19 protein-coding genes and 1 pseudogene are annotated in these 19,217 nt (G+C 58.7%); 13 read left to right on the top strand and 7 right to left on the bottom strand.

Annotated features, from left to right (window positions below; translation table 11 throughout):
• The first annotated feature begins 276 nt into the window (after window positions 1–276).
• Both ACVWYF_RS14615 and icd read left to right on the top strand, forming a co-directional pair.
• Window positions 277–3,330 carry a M16 family metallopeptidase gene (locus ACVWYF_RS14615; protein ID WP_457069240.1) on the top strand — a complete coding sequence of 1,018 codons (3,054 nt, stop codon included), beginning with the start codon at window positions 277–279 and terminating at the stop codon, window positions 3,328–3,330.
• A 135-nt stretch (window positions 3,331–3,465) separates the two neighbouring features.
• Window positions 3,466–4,731: an NADP-dependent isocitrate dehydrogenase gene (icd, locus tag ACVWYF_RS14610; RefSeq protein WP_457069238.1), complete on the top strand. Its 1,266-nt coding sequence runs from the start codon at window positions 3,466–3,468 to the stop codon at window positions 4,729–4,731.
• An 83-nt stretch (window positions 4,732–4,814) separates the two neighbouring features.
• Here icd and ACVWYF_RS14605 read toward each other — a convergent pair whose 3' ends face one another.
• Window positions 4,815–5,510, bottom strand: a complete 696-nt coding sequence (locus tag ACVWYF_RS14605; protein WP_457069236.1) for a hypothetical protein — start codon at window positions 5,508–5,510, stop codon at window positions 4,815–4,817.
• Window positions 5,511–5,544: 34 nt separating this feature from the next.
• Here ACVWYF_RS14605 and ACVWYF_RS14600 point away from each other — a divergent pair, with 34 nt between their 5' ends.
• On the top strand, window positions 5,545–5,763 hold the full coding sequence (locus ACVWYF_RS14600; RefSeq protein ID WP_457069234.1) for a hypothetical protein: 219 nt from the start codon (window positions 5,545–5,547) through the stop codon (window positions 5,761–5,763).
• A gap of 336 nt (window positions 5,764–6,099) precedes the next feature.
• Window positions 6,100–6,729 (top strand): hypothetical protein, encoded by a 630-nt coding sequence (locus ACVWYF_RS14595; RefSeq protein WP_457069232.1) that lies wholly within the window; start codon window positions 6,100–6,102, stop codon window positions 6,727–6,729.
• A gap of 33 nt (window positions 6,730–6,762) precedes the next feature.
• Here ACVWYF_RS14595 and ACVWYF_RS14590 read toward each other — a convergent pair whose 3' ends face one another.
• Window positions 6,763–7,239: a hypothetical protein gene (locus ACVWYF_RS14590; RefSeq protein ID WP_457069230.1), complete on the bottom strand. Its 477-nt coding sequence runs from the start codon at window positions 7,237–7,239 to the stop codon at window positions 6,763–6,765.
• 98 nt (window positions 7,240–7,337) lie between these two features.
• Window positions 7,338–8,738, bottom strand: coding sequence for a mercuric reductase (locus ACVWYF_RS14585; protein ID WP_457069228.1), 1,401 nt, complete (start codon window positions 8,736–8,738; stop codon window positions 7,338–7,340).
• A gap of 160 nt (window positions 8,739–8,898) precedes the next feature.
• Here ACVWYF_RS14585 and ACVWYF_RS14580 point away from each other — a divergent pair, with 160 nt between their 5' ends.
• Entirely contained in the window at window positions 8,899–9,633 is a 735-nt protein-coding gene (locus tag ACVWYF_RS14580; RefSeq protein WP_457069226.1) for a hypothetical protein, read from the top strand.
• Between the two features lie 8 nt (window positions 9,634–9,641).
• Here ACVWYF_RS14580 and ACVWYF_RS14575 read toward each other — a convergent pair whose 3' ends face one another.
• A complete protein-coding gene (locus ACVWYF_RS14575; protein ID WP_457069224.1) occupies window positions 9,642–10,778 on the bottom strand; it encodes a hypothetical protein in 1,137 nt (378 codons plus the stop codon).
• A 210-nt stretch (window positions 10,779–10,988) separates the two neighbouring features.
• The gene (gene sucD, locus ACVWYF_RS14570) at window positions 10,989–11,870 is read right to left on the bottom strand and encodes a succinate--CoA ligase subunit alpha (protein ID WP_457069222.1); all 882 of its coding nucleotides are present in this window, start codon (window positions 11,868–11,870) and stop codon (window positions 10,989–10,991) included.
• Window positions 11,871–12,136: 266 nt separating this feature from the next.
• On the opposite strand from sucD, the pseudogene ACVWYF_RS14565 reads away from it, so the two are divergent.
• A pseudogene (locus ACVWYF_RS14565) lies at window positions 12,137–13,111 on the top strand (PLP-dependent cysteine synthase family protein); the annotation flags it as partial.
• Window positions 13,112–13,185: 74 nt separating this feature from the next.
• Window positions 13,186–13,596: a response regulator gene (locus ACVWYF_RS14560; protein WP_457069220.1), complete on the top strand. Its 411-nt coding sequence runs from the start codon at window positions 13,186–13,188 to the stop codon at window positions 13,594–13,596.
• A 145-nt stretch (window positions 13,597–13,741) separates the two neighbouring features.
• On the opposite strand, the gene ACVWYF_RS14555 is transcribed toward ACVWYF_RS14560, so the two are convergent.
• Both ACVWYF_RS14555 and ade read right to left on the bottom strand, forming a co-directional pair.
• Window positions 13,742–14,251 carry a hypothetical protein gene (locus tag ACVWYF_RS14555; protein WP_457069218.1) on the bottom strand — a complete coding sequence of 170 codons (510 nt, stop codon included), beginning with the start codon at window positions 14,249–14,251 and terminating at the stop codon, window positions 13,742–13,744.
• A gap of 71 nt (window positions 14,252–14,322) precedes the next feature.
• Window positions 14,323–15,978 carry an adenine deaminase gene (gene ade, locus ACVWYF_RS14550; RefSeq protein ID WP_457069216.1) on the bottom strand — a complete coding sequence of 552 codons (1,656 nt, stop codon included), beginning with the start codon at window positions 15,976–15,978 and terminating at the stop codon, window positions 14,323–14,325.
• Window positions 15,979–16,065: 87 nt separating this feature from the next.
• On the opposite strand from ade, the gene ACVWYF_RS14545 reads away from it, so the two are divergent.
• From ACVWYF_RS14545 to ACVWYF_RS14520, 6 genes are all read left to right on the top strand, one after another.
• A complete protein-coding gene (locus ACVWYF_RS14545) occupies window positions 16,066–16,215 on the top strand; it encodes a hypothetical protein (protein ID WP_457069214.1) in 150 nt (49 codons plus the stop codon).
• Between the two features lie 34 nt (window positions 16,216–16,249).
• On the top strand, window positions 16,250–16,459 hold the full coding sequence (locus ACVWYF_RS14540) for a hypothetical protein (RefSeq protein WP_457069212.1): 210 nt from the start codon (window positions 16,250–16,252) through the stop codon (window positions 16,457–16,459).
• A 15-nt stretch (window positions 16,460–16,474) separates the two neighbouring features.
• Window positions 16,475–17,059: a hypothetical protein gene (locus ACVWYF_RS14535; RefSeq protein ID WP_457069210.1), complete on the top strand. Its 585-nt coding sequence runs from the start codon at window positions 16,475–16,477 to the stop codon at window positions 17,057–17,059.
• Window positions 17,060–17,091: 32 nt separating this feature from the next.
• Window positions 17,092–17,496: a hypothetical protein gene (locus ACVWYF_RS14530; RefSeq protein WP_457069208.1), complete on the top strand. Its 405-nt coding sequence runs from the start codon at window positions 17,092–17,094 to the stop codon at window positions 17,494–17,496.
• Window positions 17,497–17,527: 31 nt separating this feature from the next.
• Window positions 17,528–18,220, top strand: coding sequence for a (d)CMP kinase (gene cmk / locus ACVWYF_RS14525; protein WP_457069206.1), 693 nt, complete (start codon window positions 17,528–17,530; stop codon window positions 18,218–18,220).
• Between the two features lie 108 nt (window positions 18,221–18,328).
• The gene (locus tag ACVWYF_RS14520) at window positions 18,329–19,210 is read left to right on the top strand and encodes a 4-hydroxy-3-methylbut-2-enyl diphosphate reductase (protein WP_457069204.1); all 882 of its coding nucleotides are present in this window, start codon (window positions 18,329–18,331) and stop codon (window positions 19,208–19,210) included.
• Window positions 19,211–19,217: the final 7 nt, after the last annotated feature.

Here is a 19,217-nt window from a genome sequence, read left to right as displayed (position 1 = left end):
CAGTATCAGAATCGTCAAACGAATGCTGATACTGCCACGCGGCTTTGGGGCTTCAGGTGGATTTTCCGGACTGCCTTGTTACTGCCAGCAGGATTGTGAATGAATGTCAGCGCCGGCAATTCTCTGCAAACGATTGGGAAAGAATTTGTCCGAAGCCAAACCGCTGGTTTGGGCGGCTGGCAACCTTGCAAGATAAGGCGAAATTTTGTTTTTTATTCCCCTATCAGCCAGCTACCTTTGTTTTTTGAATCCCCCAGCTCCCCGTCTGCGCCCTTCGTGAAAAACAATTTTTTGCTGCTATTCCCCGCCCTGGCGGTACTGGGCCTCACCACGCAATGCCAATCGAGCAAGCCGGCTGTTACAGCCTCGGCCGCAGCTATGGCTGCGCCTGTTTCGGCCCCGGTAGCACCCAAAGAATACCGCTACGAATCGGTGCCCGGCGACCCGCTGGGCGTGCGCATCTACAAGCTGGATAACGGCCTGACGGTCTACCTGTCGGACTACAAAGATGCGCCGCGCATCCAGACCTACCTGGCCGTGCGCGCGGGCTCCAAAAATGACCCTGCCGCCGCTACCGGCTTGGCGCACTACCTGGAGCACATGGTATTCAAGGGCACCTCGCAATTGGGCACGCAGGACTGGGCCAAAGAAAAAGTAGAGCTCGACAAGATTGAGGCGCTGTACGAAGTGTACCGGGGCCAGCGCAACGATGCGGCCGCCCGCAAGCGCACCTATCATCAGATTGATTCGATTTCGGGCGTGGCGGCCAAATACGCCGTGCCGAATGAGTACGATAAGGTAATGGGTGCCATTGGTGCGAAGGGTTCCAACGCGCATACTACCAGTGAGGAAACGGTTTATCAGGAAGATATTCCGAGCAACCAGCTGGAGAAGTGGGCGGCCATTCAGGCCGAGCGACTGCGCGAGATGGTGCCGCGCCTGTTCCACACGGAGCTGGAGGCCGTGTACGAGGAGAAAAACCGGGGGCTGGACTCCGATTTTAACAAGGAGTTTGAGGCGCTGAATGCCTCGCTCTACCCCACGCACCCCTACGGCACGCAGACGACCATCGGCACGATTGAGCACCTGCAAAACCCGTCCATCACGGAGATTAAGAAATATTTCGGCCAGTACTACGTGCCGAATAACGTGGCGCTGTGCCTGAGCGGCGACCTGGATTTCGACCAGACCATCCGGCTGATTGATAAATATTTCGGCGCGATGCCGAGCAAGCCGGTACCGGTATTCAATGCGCCGGTGGAGCAACCCATTACGGCCCCGATTACCAAGGAAATTGTTGGGCCGCAGTCGGAAAACGTGATGCTGGGCTACCGCCTGCCGGGCAAGGCCTCGAAAGATGCCGTGCGCCTGCGCATGCTGGATAAAATCCTGACCAACGGCCAGGCCGGCCTCATCGACCTCGACCTGAACCAGCAACAGAAGGTGCTGGAAGCCGCCTCGTTCACGGACCTCAACGACGACTATTCCACGCACGTCATCTACGGCACACCGCGCCAGGGGCAGAAGCTGGAAGACGTGCGCGCCCTGTTGCAAGGCGAACTGGCCAAGGTGAAAGCCGGCGACTTCCCCGATTGGCTGATTCCGGCCATCATCAACAACGAGAAGCTGACGCGCACCAAGAGCTACGAAAGCAACGAGGCCCGCGCCAGCGCCATGTATGAGGCCTTCATCGAGCGCATCGACTGGAAGGACTACCTGCAGCAGCAGGATGATTTCGGTGTGCTGACGAAGGCCGAAATCGTGAAATTCGCCAACAACAACTACGGCCCGAACTTCGTGACCGTGTTCAAGCGCACGGGCACCGACCCCAACAAGGTGAAGGTGGTGAAGCCTGCTATCACGCCCGTGCCGGCCAACCGCGACGTGTCTTCGGCTTTCTACAAGCAGCTCACGGCCCTGGCGAGCACGGAGTTACAGCCGGTGTTTGTCGATTATAAAAAGGACATTCAGGAAATGGAAATCAAGCCCGGCCTGCCGCTGTACTATACCCACAACGACGAAAATGTCCTGTTCAACCTGTCCTACGTTTTCGACCTGGGCAAGAACAACGACCCGCGTTGGGGCCTCGCTTCCGATTATCTGCAATACCTCGGCACCGGTAAGTACACCGCCGCGCAGCTGCAACAGGAATTCTACAAGCTGGGCTGCTCCTTTAACGTAAGCAGCGGCCCCGACCGCATTTTCGTGACTTTGAACGGCCTCGATGCCAACCTGGAGCCGGCGCTGAAGCTGTTCGAACAGCTGATGAACGCGCCCAAGCCCGATGCTGATGCCCTGAAAAACATGGTGGCCGGTGTGCTCAAGCAGCGCCAGGATGCCAAGCTTGAAAAGCGCGTTATCCTGAATGCGGCAATGGTGAGCTACGTGAAATACGGCCCCAAAAACCCTTTTACAAATAACCTGAGCGAGAAAGAGCTGAAGGCATTGAAACCGGAGCAGCTGACGAGCCTCATTCAGAAGCTGGAGACGTACCAGCATCGGGTGCTGTATTACGGGCCGCGTAGTTCCGATAAGGCTCCCGTGCAGCATGGGGGCACCGATGCTTTCAAGGCCACGGATGCCACGGGTGGAGTCGGTTCTCAGAAAAATATCGTCAGTGTATTGGCCGAGTTGCACCGTACCCCCGCCAAGCTCACGCCTGCGCCCGCTGCCAAAGATTTCGCCGAGCAGCCCATGAAGGACAAAAAGGTCTATTGGGTGGACTACAACATGGTGCAGGCCGAAATCCTGTTCCTGACCAAGGGCGACCTGTATAGCAAAGAACTGGCCCCAACGGTGGCGCTTTACAACGAGTATTTCGGCGGCGGCATGGGCAGCATTGTGTTTCAGGATTTGCGCGAGAGTAAGGCTTTGGCCTATTCCGCGTATTCCGGGTACACCAACGCCGATAAGCTAGGCCGCTCCAACTACAACCTGAGCTACATCGGCACGCAGAGCGACAAGCTGCCCGAGGCCATGGCCGGCATGGAAGCCCTCCTCACCGACATGCCCGTGGCCGAAGCCAACCTGGAAATCGCCAAAAACGCCATCCGCAACAGCATCAGCACCGAGCGCATCACCAAGGGCAACATCCTGATGAGCTACGAGCGCGCCAAGCGCCTCGGCCTCGACTACGACCTGCGCCGCGACGTGTACGCCAGCACGCAGAAAATGACTTTCGATGAATTGAAGAAGTTTCAGCTAGCCAAAATTCACGGCCAGAACCAGGTTATTCTGGTCATCGGCTCGAAGGACCGGCTCAATTTCAAGGAGCTGGCCAAGTACGGCCAGGTGCAGCAGCTCACGCTGAAAGAGATTTTCGGGTACTAGCCCACCATTGTCCGGCTGAGCGCGGCGAAGCACCTTACCCCGCCTGCGCTTAGTTGAATTATTCCCCACGACCCTGACGCGATAAGGTCCTTCGCGGCGCTCAGGATGACCGATTTACATAAACGAATACCCCACATGGCAGAGCAAAAAATCACCATTAAAAACGGCAAGCTGACCGTTCCGGACAAACCCACTATTCCCTTCATTGAGGGCGACGGTATCGGGCCGGATATCTGGCGCGCCTCCAAACTGGTGTTCGACGCCGCAGTGGAGAAAGCCTATGGCGGCAAAAAGCAGCTGATGTGGAAGGAAGTGCTGGCCGGTGAGAAAGCCTACAAAGCCACCACCAACTGGCTGCCCACCGAAACCCTCGATGCCTTCCGCGAATATCTCGTGGGCATCAAAGGCCCGCTGACCACGCCCGTAGGCGGCGGCATCCGCTCCCTCAACGTGGCCCTGCGCCAGGAACTGGACCTGTACGCCTGCGTGCGCCCCGTGCGCTACTACGACGGCGTGCCCTCGCCCGTGAAGCACCCGGAGTTGACGGATATGGTCATCTTCCGCGAGAACACGGAGGACATCTACGCCGGCATCGAGTACATGAACGGCACTCCCCAGGCCCAAAAAATGCTCGAATTCCTGCAGGACGAGATGGGTGTGAAGAAAATCCGCTTCCCCGAGTCGTCCTCGTTCGGCATCAAGCCCGTGAGCAAGGAAGGCACCGAGCGCCTCGTGCGCGCCGCCATCAAGTACGCGCTGGAGCACAAAAAGCCGTCGGTGACCATCGTGCATAAGGGCAACATCATGAAGTTCACCGAAGGCGCGTTCAAAACTTGGGGCTACGAGTTGGCCGAAAAGGAGTTTGGCAGCAAGGTGTTCACTTGGGCGCAGTACGATAAAATCGTGGCCAAGCAGGGCGTGCAGGTAGCCGACGCGCTGCAAAAGCAGGCCGTGGACCAAGGCAAGCTCATTATCAAGGACAGCATCGCCGATGCCTTCCTGCAGCAGATTCTGCTGCGCCCCTCGGAGTACTCGGTGGTCGCCACCCTGAACCTGAACGGCGACTACATCTCCGATGCGCTGGCGGCCATCGTGGGCGGCATCGGCATCGCGCCGGGTGCCAACATCAACTACAGCACCGGCCACGCCATCTTCGAAGCCACCCACGGCACGGCCCCCAAATACGCCAACCAGGACAAGGTGAACCCCGGTTCGGTTATCCTCTCCGGCGTGATGATGCTGGAGTATATGGGCTGGAAAGAAGCCGCCGCCCTCATCAACAAAGGCCTCGAAGCCGCCATCGCCAGCAAGCGCGTGACCTACGATTTCGAACGCCAGATGGAAGGCGCTACCCTCCTCAAAACGAGTGAATTCGGCCAGGAGATTATCAAGAATATGTAGTAGCTTGGCTGCTGCCTAAGCACCAACAGAAACCCCCGCGTCGGCTGCAAGGCTGGCGCGGGGGTTTTGCGTTTTAGCAACTGTTAGCGCCAGAAAAATATGAAGTCCCTAAACTTAATGAATCTGTCGTATGTGCGTTTCGCTCCCTTCCAAAATTCAGATGAACCAATCCCTGTTTTGAGTAAGGTAAATAGCTCTTTTGAATTGGTTCTGTTTTCTTCCTTGACTTTATCCAAGCTTTCAACAGCCGTTGTAATGATGTTCTTTACTTCTAGAAAACCGTCTTCAATTTTATTTTCTCTTAATGCAGTTGTGAAGTAATCAGTCACAATATTGTCTTCTACTTGGAAGAATAAAATCGAGGGAGAAGAAGTCAATTCCTGCTCAATTAGTATGGATGCTAACTCTTTCGGTCTGATGCTAGGAAGAGTATTTACGGGTTCAACACCTAATTCAAGCCACATTGAATTAGACTTCTTAGCGGAATTTAATGTTTGGTCAACGTAGGAATCAGTGAGAAAAAATATGGTTATGTATTTGCCTGAAATCTCATGTAATGCTTGAATATAATCCGGGTCACGCAGCATTTTATTGACATGAGGATTTGCCATATCAGAAATTATGAAGGCAAATACAAGAGCTCTATTCTCTTTGCGATGCTCTTTGCAAACATTTAGAATGTATTCTGAAATCTGAGAAGCATCACCGTGTGTATTGTTTGGGTATAAAACGGGGTACATTTTACTGTCATTTAAGGATGAAGTGGGAAATATAAGCATGTTAAACTTCGCAGTTGTTTAAGTATCTTCCGTTATGCTAGCCCTCCAAACCATTACCACCGTTTCGCCCATCCGCACCGATGCTGAGCTGGCGCAGGCCCACCTGCGGCTTGATGAGTTGATTGCGGCGAATGCCTACGATTCGCCCATTCAGGATGTGCGGGATGAGTTTGAGGTATTGACCGCGCTGATTTACTACTACGAGCAGCACACCCGCCGTGCCGGAGAATTTTTCTCAAATGCACCAGCATAAGTACAGTTCTAAATAATAGAAAAAGGGCACCCACGCCAAGCGGGTGCCCTTTTCTATTGCCAAATAACTCCCCGAAACCTAAGCCTCTTTCGGGCCTTTGGTTTCGGCAGCATCACCGGTTTGTTCCTTGCGCACCTGCTGGCGCACGTTGCGCAGGGTATAATCCTTGAGCTTGGTTTTGTAGAGGCTTTTGTAGAGGCTTTTGTAGAGGCTTTTGCCGCTGTCGCTGACATGTAGCGGCAGTCTGGGAGAGAAAATGTCCTAATATGGATGTAATGCTGAGTAAAGTTGGGCGATTACTTTTGAGCCATCATCAATCTTCTGCAATTGCCTCCTATGAAAAAGAACTTCCTCCTCCTGGCCGCTGCCCTGCTTTTCACCACCGGCTGCGAGCAGGCCCAGAAGGCCAAGGAGTCGTATTCCAACCTCGAAAAGATTAGCGAAGCCGGCAAGGATATCAGCGCCAAAATGGACAAGGCCCAGGACGAGCGCGCCGAGCGGGTGAAGCGCGGCGACACCCTCTCCCTGCCCTACAAGGAGCTCCAGCAGTACCTGCCCACCGCCGTGAGCGGCTACACCCCCGGCGAGCTCAAAGGCCAGTCGCAGAAAATGAGCGGCATCGCCTTCTCCACCGCCGAGCGCACCTTCACCAAGGGCCCCGATGAGGAGATTGAAGTGTCCCTCATCGACTACAACGGGGCCTACGCCATCTACCAGGGCGCGGCGGCCATGATGAGCCTGGGCCTCGAGCAGGAAGACGACGAGCACATCATGGGCCCCAGCGCCGTGAAAGCCGACGGCGTGAAAGGCATGGATACCTTCTATAAAAAGGACGGCCGCGCCGAAATGAGCTTGGCCGTGGGCAACCGCTTTATGCTCACTCTCAAGGGCGGCAAGCAGAAAGACATGGCCCTGCTCAAAGAAATAGCCGACGGCATGGACCTCGAAAAGCTCGCCAAGCTGTAGCCAGCGGCGGTAGCGGCTACGCCGCGTCAATGGCTACCGCTCGTTTCGGGCCGGCTGGGCTGCCGGGAGCAGGCTGCTGGCTGTCTGGAACAGTTCGGACAGCTCGTGTACCAGGATGGTATCACCATCCATGACGACGTATTTTTTCGGTGGCGGGACCTTGCTCTCGGGCGTGGCGGAATACAGTATCCAGTGCGTCACGATAGAGCCCCGATGCACCGTGACCAGCGGAGAATTGGCGGCCTTGGTGAGGCGGTCGTTGCGGCGCAAGTAGTGGCCCAGGTCCGAGGGGTCGTATCCGAGGGTGTCGCTCATGTCTTGGCGGAGAGCCGGGTTCGTATGCACGAACCCATTGAAATCGTAGCTCTCCAGCTCGTTATCGTCCAGATAATACATGTATTGCTGCCGGCTACGCGTAATGTTCGTAACTCTGGCATCGGCCAGGGCCAGCTTGAGGTCCCGTTCGTGGTCCACAAAGTATTCTTGCCAGGCCCAATCCAGTGTAGCCATAGCGACCAAAAAAAACACCCCAATGCAAAACGCCAGTCCGAAGCTTCTCAGCTTCTGGGAGAATGTGTAAGGAGGCTGGTCGGTCATGGCCACAGCTGCTATTCCCCCGGTTTCAACCGCTGAAACGCGTTGTTCAGCACCTCGGCCCAAGTGGGGTGGGCCAGAATCATGTCCTGTAAGTCCTGGTAGCGCAGCCCGCCCGCCATCGCCAGCTGGAACATGGTCATGATTTCGCCGCCTTGTTCGCAGAACACGGCCGCGCCCAGCAGCCGGTCATCGTCGCCCACCAGCACTTCCACGAAACCCTCGGTTTCGCCCGTCTGCACGGCCCGGCCGATGGTGCGGGCCGGTAGCCGGCTCACGCGGTAGGCAATGCCCTTTTCTTTCGCCTGGTTCTTCGACAGGCCGATGCGGCCCAGCTGCGGCTCCGTAAACACCACGTAAGGCATGGGCCGATGCTCCGTAGTACGCTTGCTGCCGTGCAGTAGCGCATCGCGCACAATGCGGTAGTCGTCGTAGCTGATGTGGGTGAACTGCGGGCCGCCCTTCACGTCGCCCAGCGCGTACACGCCGCGGGTGCCGGTGAGCAGGTGCTCGTTTACTTTGATGTAGCCTTTTTTGTCAAGAGTGATGCCGGTGTGCTCCAGGCCAAGGTTTTTGGTGTTGGGGGTGCGGCCCACGGCCACCAGCAGGTGGCTGCCGCGCAGGCGGCGCTCGCCTTCCTTGGTCGTCACCGTGAGGGTGATGGTGCCGTCGGCGGCGCGGGATACGCGGCGGGTTTCGGCGCTGAGCACCAGCTCCACGCCGGCTTCGATGAGGCATTCTTCCAGCGGATGGCTCACGTCGAGGTCTTCGCGGGACATCAGACGCGGCTTGCTGTCGATGACCGTGACGCGGGTGCCCAGCCGCCGAAACATCTGGCTGAACTCGACCCCGATGTAGCTGCCGCCCAGAATGAGCAGGTGCTCCGGCTGCTCCGTCAGGTTCAGCAGCAGCGAATCGCTGGTGAGGTAGCCGCTGTCGGCCAGCCCCTCAATGTCGGGCACGGCGGCGCAGGTGCCGGTATTGATGAAGATGAGCGGGGCCGTAAGCTGCTGCTCGCCGCCGCCCACCAGGGCCACTTGCAGCGTGTGCGGGGCCGTGAACTGTGCCCGCCCGCGAATGAGCGTGATGCCGTCGCGGTCTTCCGTAATCTTGCGGTGCAGGCTGTCGCGCGAGTTTTGGCGCAGCGTATGCATCCGCTCAATCACGGCCCCGAAGTTCACCACCGGCTCCGGGGCTTCAATCCCCAGCGTGCCGGCCGTGCGGACGTGGTGCGCCCGTTGGGCCGAGGCCAGCAGTGCCTTGGTAGGCGCGCAGCCATAGTTGATGCAGGAGCCGCCCAAGAAGTCGCTCTCGATGAAGGCCACGCGGCGGCCGGCAGCGGCCAGCGCGTAGGAGAGGGGAGTACCGGCCTGGCCGGCCCCAATAATGATGGCATCAAACGAATCGGCGGGCATACGGCAGGAACATAAGGGGAATGGTTGCCCTTACATACGGCCCGGCTAACCCGCACGACTGAGCCGAATCCGGGAAATGCGGTTGAATGTCGGGCAGAAACACGAAATTGCCGTATCAGGCGTTGCCTGCCCCATTCTTTGCCCCGCCCAACCCCGCCGTATGAAGCATTTGCTGCGCCTGACTATACTATTGGTTTCCTCGGGCCTCACGGGCTGCGCCTCCCTGTATTTTCCGCCGCCGCCGCACGCGCCCATGCTCACGCATCAGGGCGAGTTCTACGGCACCGTGAGCACCAACCAGCACACCAACTATGCCCTGCAAGGGGCTTACGGCCTCACCAACCACCTGGCCGTGGCCGGTACCTTCTCGTCCCTGCACCGCAAGAAATCCGATAAAACCGAAAACATCGACTTCGCCGAAGCCAGCCTCGGCTACTTCACCCGCCTGCCCGACAAGCGCGTGCTGGAAGTGTACGTGGGCGGCGGCGGCGGGGCCACCCAGCGCATCGAGCGCAACGAGGCCCAAATCACCTCCCGCACCCTCGACGGCAGCCTGTCCAAGGTCTTTGCCCAGGTGAATTACGCCAAGAAGAAGCAGAACAGCCTGCACCTCTTCAACCGCGACTTCCCGCTCACCTACGGCGCGGCCCTGCGCCTGAGCTATATGCAGCTCAACAACTTCAAAATCGACGGCCTGGCCGCCCCCGGCGAAAGCAACGTCTTTTTCGAGCCCATCACCTTCACCCGCACCCAGATTGCCGGCCCCGTGCAGCTGCAATTAATCAGCGGTCAGATTTTCGGCTTTCGCAACAATAAGTACCTGAAAGCCGCCAATTCGGTGTTTCAGGTCGGAATTGTTATCAACATCGACAAGAACACCACGCTGGACGAGTAGGCGCGGCGTTACTGGGGCTTGCTCTCAAAGAAGCCCTTCGCCGGCCGTTTAAACAGTCCGCTGGTGGTGCCCACGTACACCGTATCGCCCAACTGCTTGATATCGTTGATGGCGGCTTCGCCCATTCCGTCATTTTTGAGCTCGCGGATTCGCCCGGTGCCACCATTCCAGCGCAGCGAATAAAGTTGATTGCCCGCATCAATGTAGCCTATCAGGCTATCGCCCAACACCTGGAATCTGCTGTTGGATAAGAAGGATGGGGTGTTGTTATAAGTAGTCCAGGTTTCGCCCGCATCGGCCGATACCAACAGCCTACTGCCGAAGGACTGCGCATATACTTTGCCCTGCCACTTATAAACAGCCTTAACTGAATTTTCAGGGTCAACCAGCCGAATAGCCCCATTTTCCGTGACCTTGAAGAGGCCGCCGCCGGTCTTGCCAACCAAAAAATAATCGTCAATGGCGGTGATTTGCGAGATGTAGGGGTAGCCGGAGCCGGACAAAGCGGACGTTGGGAAATCTATTACTTGCGACTGCAGCTGCACACGTTGGAATGCCCCGGGCGTGAGCGTAATGCGGGTCAGCACCAGGCGCAGTACGGTCGTCCCAGCTGCCGCTCCCGGGCGGCGGTAGCTGAGCAACAGGTAATTATTTTTGTTGATAGCCGCAAATTGGGATTCGCTTCTGGGCGAATATCCCACGGCAACATTGTAGGTGATTGCCTGCGGGTCAAGCTTGTGTAGTCGAATATTGGCGCTATACTCCGGGTCAACTGCATCGGCATAAGGTGCCACGGTAACCAGCGTGTCCGCAATTGGAAAGGCAACCACGGTAGCAGCCAAGGGAACCCTTATTTCGACATCTGAAGGCATTCGCCCGTTCAGGTTTTCGAAATAGGGCCGCGAACGCACCCCTGGTGAAAGCTGGCTCAATACGCCGGGGGTATGCAGAAAGAGGGAAGAGGCATCCTGTCCGATACCCAGGATGACTTTGCTAAAGCCCCGAAAGTGCCGGTCTTCCTGCCAGCTATATACTTTATCAACCTCTTTTATCTGAACCTCAGTCTCTTTTTTGCAAGCGCTAAAACTGAAGACAATTGCCGCCAGCAACAGCAGACCAGTGCGGTGGAATAGACGAAACGCCATAAGTCAATCAGGCAGATGAACGAATGTGGAGAGGCCCCAAAGATATAAGCCGACCCGCAAAAAAGCGTCTGTCCCATAAGACTTCACACTAAAATAACGGCCATCCCAAAGTCGAACTGTCACCCGCTCCGAACACCGCAGTACGCCCAAATAAAATGGGTCGCTGCCAGCAAGTGGCAGCGACCCATTCCGAATAAAAAGCAGATAATCTTACTTGCCGCTCAGCACGCGCAACATGGTATCGCCAATCTCGGCGGGCGAATCCACGACGTGGATGCCGCACTCGCGCATGATGGCCATTTTAGCAGCGGCCGTATCATCGGCACCGCCTACGATGGCCCCGGCGTGGCCCATGCGGCGGCCGGGAGGGGCCGTCTGGCCGGCGATGAAGCCCACCACGGGCTTCTTGTTGCCGGTTTCCTTAATCCAACGGGCCGCTTCGGCTTCCATGCCGCCGCCGATTTCGCCAATCATCACGATGCCTTCGGTTTCGGGGTCGTTCATCAGCATTTCCACCGCTTCCTTGGTGGTGGTGCCGATGATGGGGTCGCCGCCGATGCCGATGGCCGTGGTCTGGCCCAGGCCGGCTTTGGTGAGCTGGTCAACCGCTTCGTAGGTCAGCGTGCCCGACTTGCTTACAATACCGATTTTGCCTTTGGTGAAGATGAAGCCGGGCATGATGCCCACTTTGCACTCGCCGGCGGTCATCACGCCAGGGCAGTTCGGCCCAATCATCGTTACCGAGGGGCGCTCCGAGAGGTACTGCTTCACGGCAATCATGTCCTTGGTCGGGATGCCTTCGGTGATGGTTATAATCACCTTGATGCCGGCATCGGCGGCTTCCATGATGGCATCGGCGGCGAAAGCCGGGGGCACGAAAATGATGCTGGTGTCGGCACCGGCCTGGGTCACGGCCTCGGCCACGGTGTTGAACACGGGACGGCCCAGGTGCTCGGAGCCGCCTTTGCCGGGCGTCACGCCGCCCACCACGTTGGTGCCGTAGTCCATCATCTGCTGGGCGTGGAACGAGCCCTCGGAGCCGGTGAAGCCCTGTACGATAACCTTGGAATCTTTATTGACCAGAACGCTCATTCGGAGGTGTTTTTGGGATATTGATGGAGTGGGGGAGGGAAGCCCGGACGGGCAACGGTGGTGCAAAAGTAGGGGATTTTGGGGCTAGGGCAAGGTGGAAGTTAGGCAATTGGTTGAACGTCATGCGAAGCATGGTCAGAACGGCATACCGCACGCACTCAGCACGCCATTCTTTATTGTTTCCCCAAAACTGGCCAACCCCGCCCCGCCGCCGAAATCCGTACCTTTGTCCCCTCACATCCCATCTCCCCACCCATCATTTTTCGATGTATTTCAACCACGTCATTGAGGCCGTCGGCCACACGCCCCTCGTCAAGCTCAACAAAGTAACTGACGGGATAAAAGGCACCGTGCTGGCCAAAGTCGAGTATTTTAACCCCGGCAACTCGGTGAAGGACCGCATGGCCATCCGCATGCTGGAGGATGCCGAAAAGGCCGGCCTCATCCAGCCCGGCGGCACCATCATTGAGGGCACCAGCGGCAACACCGGCATGGGCCTGGCCCTGGCCGCCATCGCCAAAGGCTACCAGACCATCTTCGTGATGAGCGACAAGCAGAGCAAGGAAAAGCAGGACATTCTCCGCGCCGTGGGAGCGCAGGTGGTCGTGTGCCCCGTCGACGTGGCTCCCGAGGACCCGCGCAGCTACTACTCGGTGGCCAAGCGCCTGAGCGAGGAAACGCCCAATTCCTTCTACCCCAATCAGTATGACAACCTCTCGAACGCCGCCGCGCACTACGACACCACCGGCCCCGAAATCTGGGAGCAGACCGAGGGCAACATCACGCACTGGGCGGCCGGCGTGGGCACGGGCGGCACCATTTCCGGCGTCAGCAAGTACCTGAAGGAGCAGAACCCGGCCATCGTCACCATCGGCCTCGATACCTATGGCTCAGTATTCAAGAAATACAAGGAAACGGGCATCTTCGATGAAAACGAAATCTATCCATACAAAACCGAGGGCATCGGCGAAGATATTCTGCCCAAGAACGTGGACTTCGATGTTATCGATTTGTTCATTAAAGTGACCGACGAGGACGCCGCCGTGATGACGCGCCGCCTGGCCAAGGAAGAAGGCCTGTTTGTGGGCTGGAGCTGCGGCTCGGCCGTTTTTGGGGCCCTGGAGTACGCCCGCGAGCACCTGAAAGAGGGCGACACGATGGTCATCATTCTGCCCGACCACGGCACCCGCTACCTCGGCAAAATCTACAACGACGACTGGATGCGCGCCCAGGGCTGGCTGTAAGTAAGCCGGGCCATTGCCGGGGCGCGCCCAAGTAGGTATCTTCGTAAAAGCTTGTTTATTAACACTACAATATGTCTACTAATTTGAATCACATTGTACTCGTTGACGACAACGAAACCACGAGCTTTCTCAACAACCGCTTGTTGGGCCGGTTGGCGTTGGCCGACCACGTCAGCACGTTTTCGCGTGCCGACGAAGCCTTCGAGCAGCTCTGGGGCGACAACACCGCCGAGAGCAGCGTGCCCGCGCCCGACCTCGTGTTCGTGGACCTGAAAATGCCGGGCGTATCCGGCTTCGAGTTCCTGGAGCTCTACAATGCCCTGCCCCAACCCGTGCAGGACCAGACCGTGATGGCCGTGCTCACCACGTCTATGCACGGGGCCGATACCGCCCGCGTGGCCCAGTATCCCAACGTAGAATACCTCACCAAGCCCCTCACCGAGGAGAAGATGCGCAAGCTGCTGGAAAAGCGCTTTCAGTAAACTGCCCCATTTGTCATTGCGAGCGCAGCGAAGCAAACGAAGTTCAGCGCAGCTAATCCGTCCTATTCTCAGCGTTGAGCTTTCTGATGTGACAAATCCTTAAAACGAAAAAGCCCCGGCATTACGCAGTGCCGGGGCTTTTTCATTACAATCCATCCAACGCTCGAAAAATCCCGGTTTTCTTCTTTTTGAGGAAAATATAACGCACTGAAACTGCCGTAGGAAACCTATTCCAGTCGGCTGAGCCGTGTTCGATGGTGGGCTTGAAATCGAAGGAAACGACGAAGGGAATAAAGGCAATTTTGTATTCGACGCCCACCATTCCGTCGAAGCCCCAGAAGTCGCCGGTGTCGCGGTTGTTGCCGTAGTGGCCGCCCGCGCCGAAATAGTAGTTCAGGCTGGGACCGAGGATGCCGAAGTGGCGCTCGGCCAGCACGGTGAAGCTTCGCTCACGGGGCGCAAACATGCCCAGGCCTTCAATGGTGGATTTGGGTAGAAAAACCTGCTGAATGGTGAAGCCGTAGTTGGTGCCGTCGCTGCGGATGCCGGCGGCCGTGCGGTATTTTTGGGCGGCGGCAGTTTGAGGCAATAGCGCCGCCAGCAACAGCAGGCAACCGACGAAACGCGGGAAAAACAAATAAGGCAGCAGTTTCATGACGAACAGGGTAGGGTGCGGGGGCAAGTCCCGCACCCTACGCAGAAACCGCGCTAAAAATTGCGACGCATTTATTCTACGGCATCCACAAACGTGAATTGCTGGCCATCGAACAAGCCTTTGTCGCTCAGTTTGAGGTTTGGAATCACGAGCAGCGCCATGAAGGAAAGCGTCATGAACGGCGCGCCCAGTGGCGAGCCCATGTGCTTGGACAGCGCATCCACGGCGGCGTAAGCTTCGGCCACGGCCGGGCCGCTCTGGTCCGACATGAGGCCGGCCACGGGTAGCGGTATCAGGATTTCCTGGCCGTCGGCGCTCACGGCCGCCAGGCCGCCTTTGGCTGCAATCACCAGGTTTACGGCGCGGGCCAGGCTTTCGTCGTCGCAGCCCACGGCGGTGATGTTGTGCGAGTCGTGGCCCACGCTGCTGGCCAGCGCGCCATGCTTCAGCCCAAATCCCTGAATGAAGGCCACGGCCGGCGCTACGTGCGGCTGGTAGCGGTTGATAACGGCCAGCTTGAGTACGTCATTGGCCACATCGGGCACCACGAAGCCGTTTTCGATGGTGGCCGGCAGGTCCACACGGGCCGTGATAAGCTGGCCATCGAAGCACTCGATGACGCGCAGCGTGGCCGACTCTTTGGTGGTGGGCAGCTGGAAATCGGCGGCCGTCACGGGCTGGGCGTGAAAGTTATTGACCACGGCAATGGGCGCGGCGGGCAGCAGCGACTGGCCGTTTTCGGCCACCAGCTGGCCGTTGAGGTAGTTTTGCAGCACCTCGAAATCGCGCAGGTCTTTTACCACGATGAAGTCGGCCGGGTCACCTTCGCCCAGCAGGCCCACGGGCAAGTGGTAGTGCTTCACGGGGTTGATGCAGGCCACGCGCAGCACATTGAACACGTCGTTGCCGAGGGCCACGGCGCGCTGCACCAACTGGTTGATGTGGCCCAGCACCAGCGTATCGGGGTGCTTGTCGTCGGAGCAGAACATGAGGTGGTGGTAATGCTCGGGCATGAGCTCGATGAGGGCATCGAAGTTGCGGGCCGCCGACCCCTCGCGGATGAGGATTTTCATGCCCACGGCCAGCTTGTCGAGCGCCTCGGCGGCGGTGAAGCACTCGTGGTCGGTGCTGATGCCGGCGCTGGCGTAGTGAGCGGCATCATCGCCGCGCAGGCCGGGGGCGTGGCCGTCTACGGGGCGGCCGGCGGCGTGGGCCAGGGCAATTTTGGCCATCACGTCGGTATCGCGGTGCAGCACGCCGGGCCAGTTCATCATCTCGGCCAGGTAACCGATTTTGGGGTTTTCGAACAGCTTTTTGATGTCGGCTACCGTTATTTCGGCCCCGGCCGTCTCAAACGGCGTGGCCGGCACGCAGCTCGGCGCGCCGAAGCAGAACTTAAATGGCGAATGCGCCGCGTTTTCGAGCATAAATTCCACGCCGGCTACGCCCAGCACGTTGCCGATTTCGTGCGGGTCGCTCACGGTGGCTACGGTGCCGTGCGTCACGGCTAGGCGGGCAAACTCGGTGGGCACCAGCAATGAGCTTTCGACGTGGACGTGGGCATCGACAAAACCGGGCAGCACGTAGGGCAGGGTAGGGTCGGCTTCGGCTTCGGCAATAGGGGCGATGGCGGCAATGCGGCCGCCTTCAATCTGAATAACGGCGGGCTGAATGGAACGGGCGAAGATGTCAACGACGTTGGCCGTGAGCGAGAAATCAACAGTCATGGGATGGGGCTGGAGCGGGAAGCAAACCGACCCACTGCCGGTTTTGCGTCGGCAAAGAACCTTATATTTGATAAAAAACCGCTTCCGGTGAAAAAGAACTTTGTCTTTTGGCTACTCGTGCTGCCGCTGCTGCTGGCCGAGGGTGGCTGTGCCCGCCGCACCGCCCAACAGAAAAAAACCTCCTGGTACAAGCACCACAGCGGCGGCAAGTCGGTGCCGTGCCCGTGCGGACACTAAGCAACCATTGGCGGCTTTGCTGGCTCTTATTCGCATGAAAACCTTTCTGCTCCGCGCCACGGCCCTGTTGCTGCTGACGGCCGCCACGGCCCAGGCGCAGGTACCCCGGCGCTACCCGGTGGCCATCAGCACCCCCTCCACCAGCCAGCCGCACGACTACCCCCTCACGCCTGCGCCGCGCTACGCCACCGGCGGCCACCCCGGCACCTACCGCCTGCCCGACGGCAGCTGGCACCCGGCCTAGATATATGGCCCGGATATGCCCGACCGCGTACGCCTGCGCCCCGAAAACCTTCCCGAATACGCCCTCTTCCTGCCCAGCGAGGTGCCCGCCTACGTGGTGCGGGGCGATACGTTCGTGACGGTGCCGGCCTTCGTGCGGCGCAAGCACCACCAGCTCGCGCCCGCCGGCTACGCCCAGCGCCTGTACCACGATGCGGGCTACGAGGTGCTGCTTTTTCAAGCCCCTACGCCCGAAACCCTGCGCGCGCTCAATGCGCCGGTGGCACCCAATGGGCCGGCGGTATCTTCGGCGGGAGCCTTGCCGGCCAGCCCGGCAAGTCCGGCTGATGCCTATAGTAATTCCTTTTTCGGGGCGCTGCTGGATTTATTTGTGTTTCCCCGGGCCAACCAGACCGTGCTACTGCGACATGAGGGCCAGGTGCAGGAATTGCCCGCCAAAACAAGCCGCTACCGCCAATACATGCTGCACCTGCTGGCCGATGACCCCATAATTTGTGCCCGACTGCGGGCCGGCGAATTGGATTCGCGCTTCGAGGCGCAGCAGCTGCTGGCCACCTACGCCACGCACCGCCGCGAAGCTCTGCTACAGGCCCGCAAATAACCCAAACGGTCGTTTCTGGTTTACTTTGCCTTATGTCTGAACCCACGCCAACCCCGCTCGATTCGATTAATGCCGCCGCCGAGCAAGTGCGACAGCAGCTCAATCTGAATGCCTTTGATGCCGAAGGCGTGGCCCATCTGGATAATTTTATTCGGGCGCAGCGGGGCATTCTGGGGCCGGCTGAGCGGCCGGGCGTGGTGATGGCGCTGGGCTGCTTCCTGGGGCAATGCCTGGTGGAGGTGTACCGGGGCGAATGGGGTACTGGTAAGGACCGCACGACCGGAGTGGGCTTGGGCGGACGATTTTTTTTTAATCCTTTTTATTTAGTCGATGCACAACTGAATGAGGGAGAAAGCGCCTCGGTGGCGGCCTTCTTTGCCTCCGTTCCGCAGCGCCTGAAGACCCCGCCCGCCGCTCGTAAGGCTTGGATTTCGTAATCTTGCGGGGCCAATGGCCGCCCGCGTCGTTATGAAACAACTCGTTATCGCCATTGACGGCTACTCTTCTTGTGGTAAAAGCACCACGGCCAAAGCCGTGGCCAGCCTGCTCCATTACGCCTACGTTGATACCGGGGCCATGTACCGCGGCGTTACGCTGCACCTGCTGGAGCACGGCATTGGCTTCGACGACCTAGCCCGCATCGAGCAGGTACTGCGCGAAATCAGCATCAGCTTCCGCCGCCACCGCCGCACGGGCCGCAACGAGCTGTTTCTGAACGGCGCAAACCGCGAAGACGACATTCGCCAGATGCGGATTTCCAACTCCGTGAGCGAAGTATCCGTCATCCCGATGGTGCGGCACGCCATGGTAGCCCAGCAGCAGCAAATGGGCCGCAAGCGCGGCGTGGTGATGGATGGCCGCGATATCGGCACCACCGTTTTCCCCGACGCGGAAGTGAAAATCTTCATGACCGCCGACGTGGAGCTGCGCGCCCGCCGCCGCCAGGACGAGCTGGCCGAGAAAGGCGAGCAAGTGCCGCTGGAAGACATCATCGAGAACCTGCGCAAGCGCGATTATCTCGACTCGACCCGCGCCGAGAGCCCCCTGCGCCGCGCCGCCGATGCCGTGCTGCTCGATACCACGCACATCACCATCACCGAGCAGGTCGATTTTGTGTTGGATAGGGTGTCGTCGGCGCTGTTCACGGCGGGCTGGGAGTAGCAGAAAAGAACGGTCATGCTGAGCTATCGGCCAATCATCCCCAGTTCAACTGCCGTACCTTTGCGCCCGGCGAACTCCTCGCCGCCGCAGTGATGTTAAAGGCACAGCATGAAGGTCACGATTGATAAAAATTCCGGCTATTGCTTTGGCGTTGAATTCGCCATTCAGATGGCCGAAGATGAGCTGGCGAACGGGAAAACGCTCTATTGCCTCGGCGATATCGTGCATAACCGCATGGAGGTGGAGCGCCTGCACCAGCAAGGGCTGCGCATCATCGACCGGGAGCAGCTGGCCCAGCTGCACGATACCAAAGTCCTCATCCGGGCCCACGGCGAGCCGCCCGAAACCTATCAATTGGCCCTGCAAAACAATCTGGAGCTGATTGATGCCAGCTGCCCGGTCGTGCTCAAGCTGCAAAACCGCGTGAAGCACGCCTTCGACCTGAGCCAGCGGCAGGACGGCCAGATTGTGATATACGGCCAGCCCGGCCACGCCGAAGTGGCCGGCCTCACGGGCCAGACCGGCAACCGCGCCATCATCGTGATGAATGAGGCCGACCTCGACCAGATTGATTTCGCCCGTCCCGTCACGCTCTTCAGCCAGACCACCAAAAGCACGGCCGGCTTCTATAAGATGAAGGCGTTGATGGAAGCCCGCATCCAGGCCGCTGGCGGCACGCTGGACAGCTTCGATGCCAACGACAGCATTTGCCGGCAGGTAAGCAACCGTGAGCCCGCCCTGGCCAAGTTTGCCACCGAATACGACGTGGTGCTCTTCGTGAGCGGCCGCAAAAGCTCCAACGGCAAGGCCCTGTTCTCGGTAGTGAATGCCATCAACCCGCGCAGCTACTTCATCGAAAACGAAACCGAAATAGCCGAGGAATGGCTGGCCGGCGCGCATACGGTAGGCATCTGCGGAGCCACCAGCACCCCGCTGTGGCTGATGAAGCAAGTGGCCGAGCGCGTGGAAGGCGTGGGCGAGCCGGCGTAGTTAGCCA

The sequence above is a fragment of the Hymenobacter sp. UYAg731 genome (genome assembly GCF_054061335.1).
The sequence above is the reverse complement of the archived record's forward strand: the minus strand, read 5'-3'. Positions and strand labels throughout refer to the sequence as shown.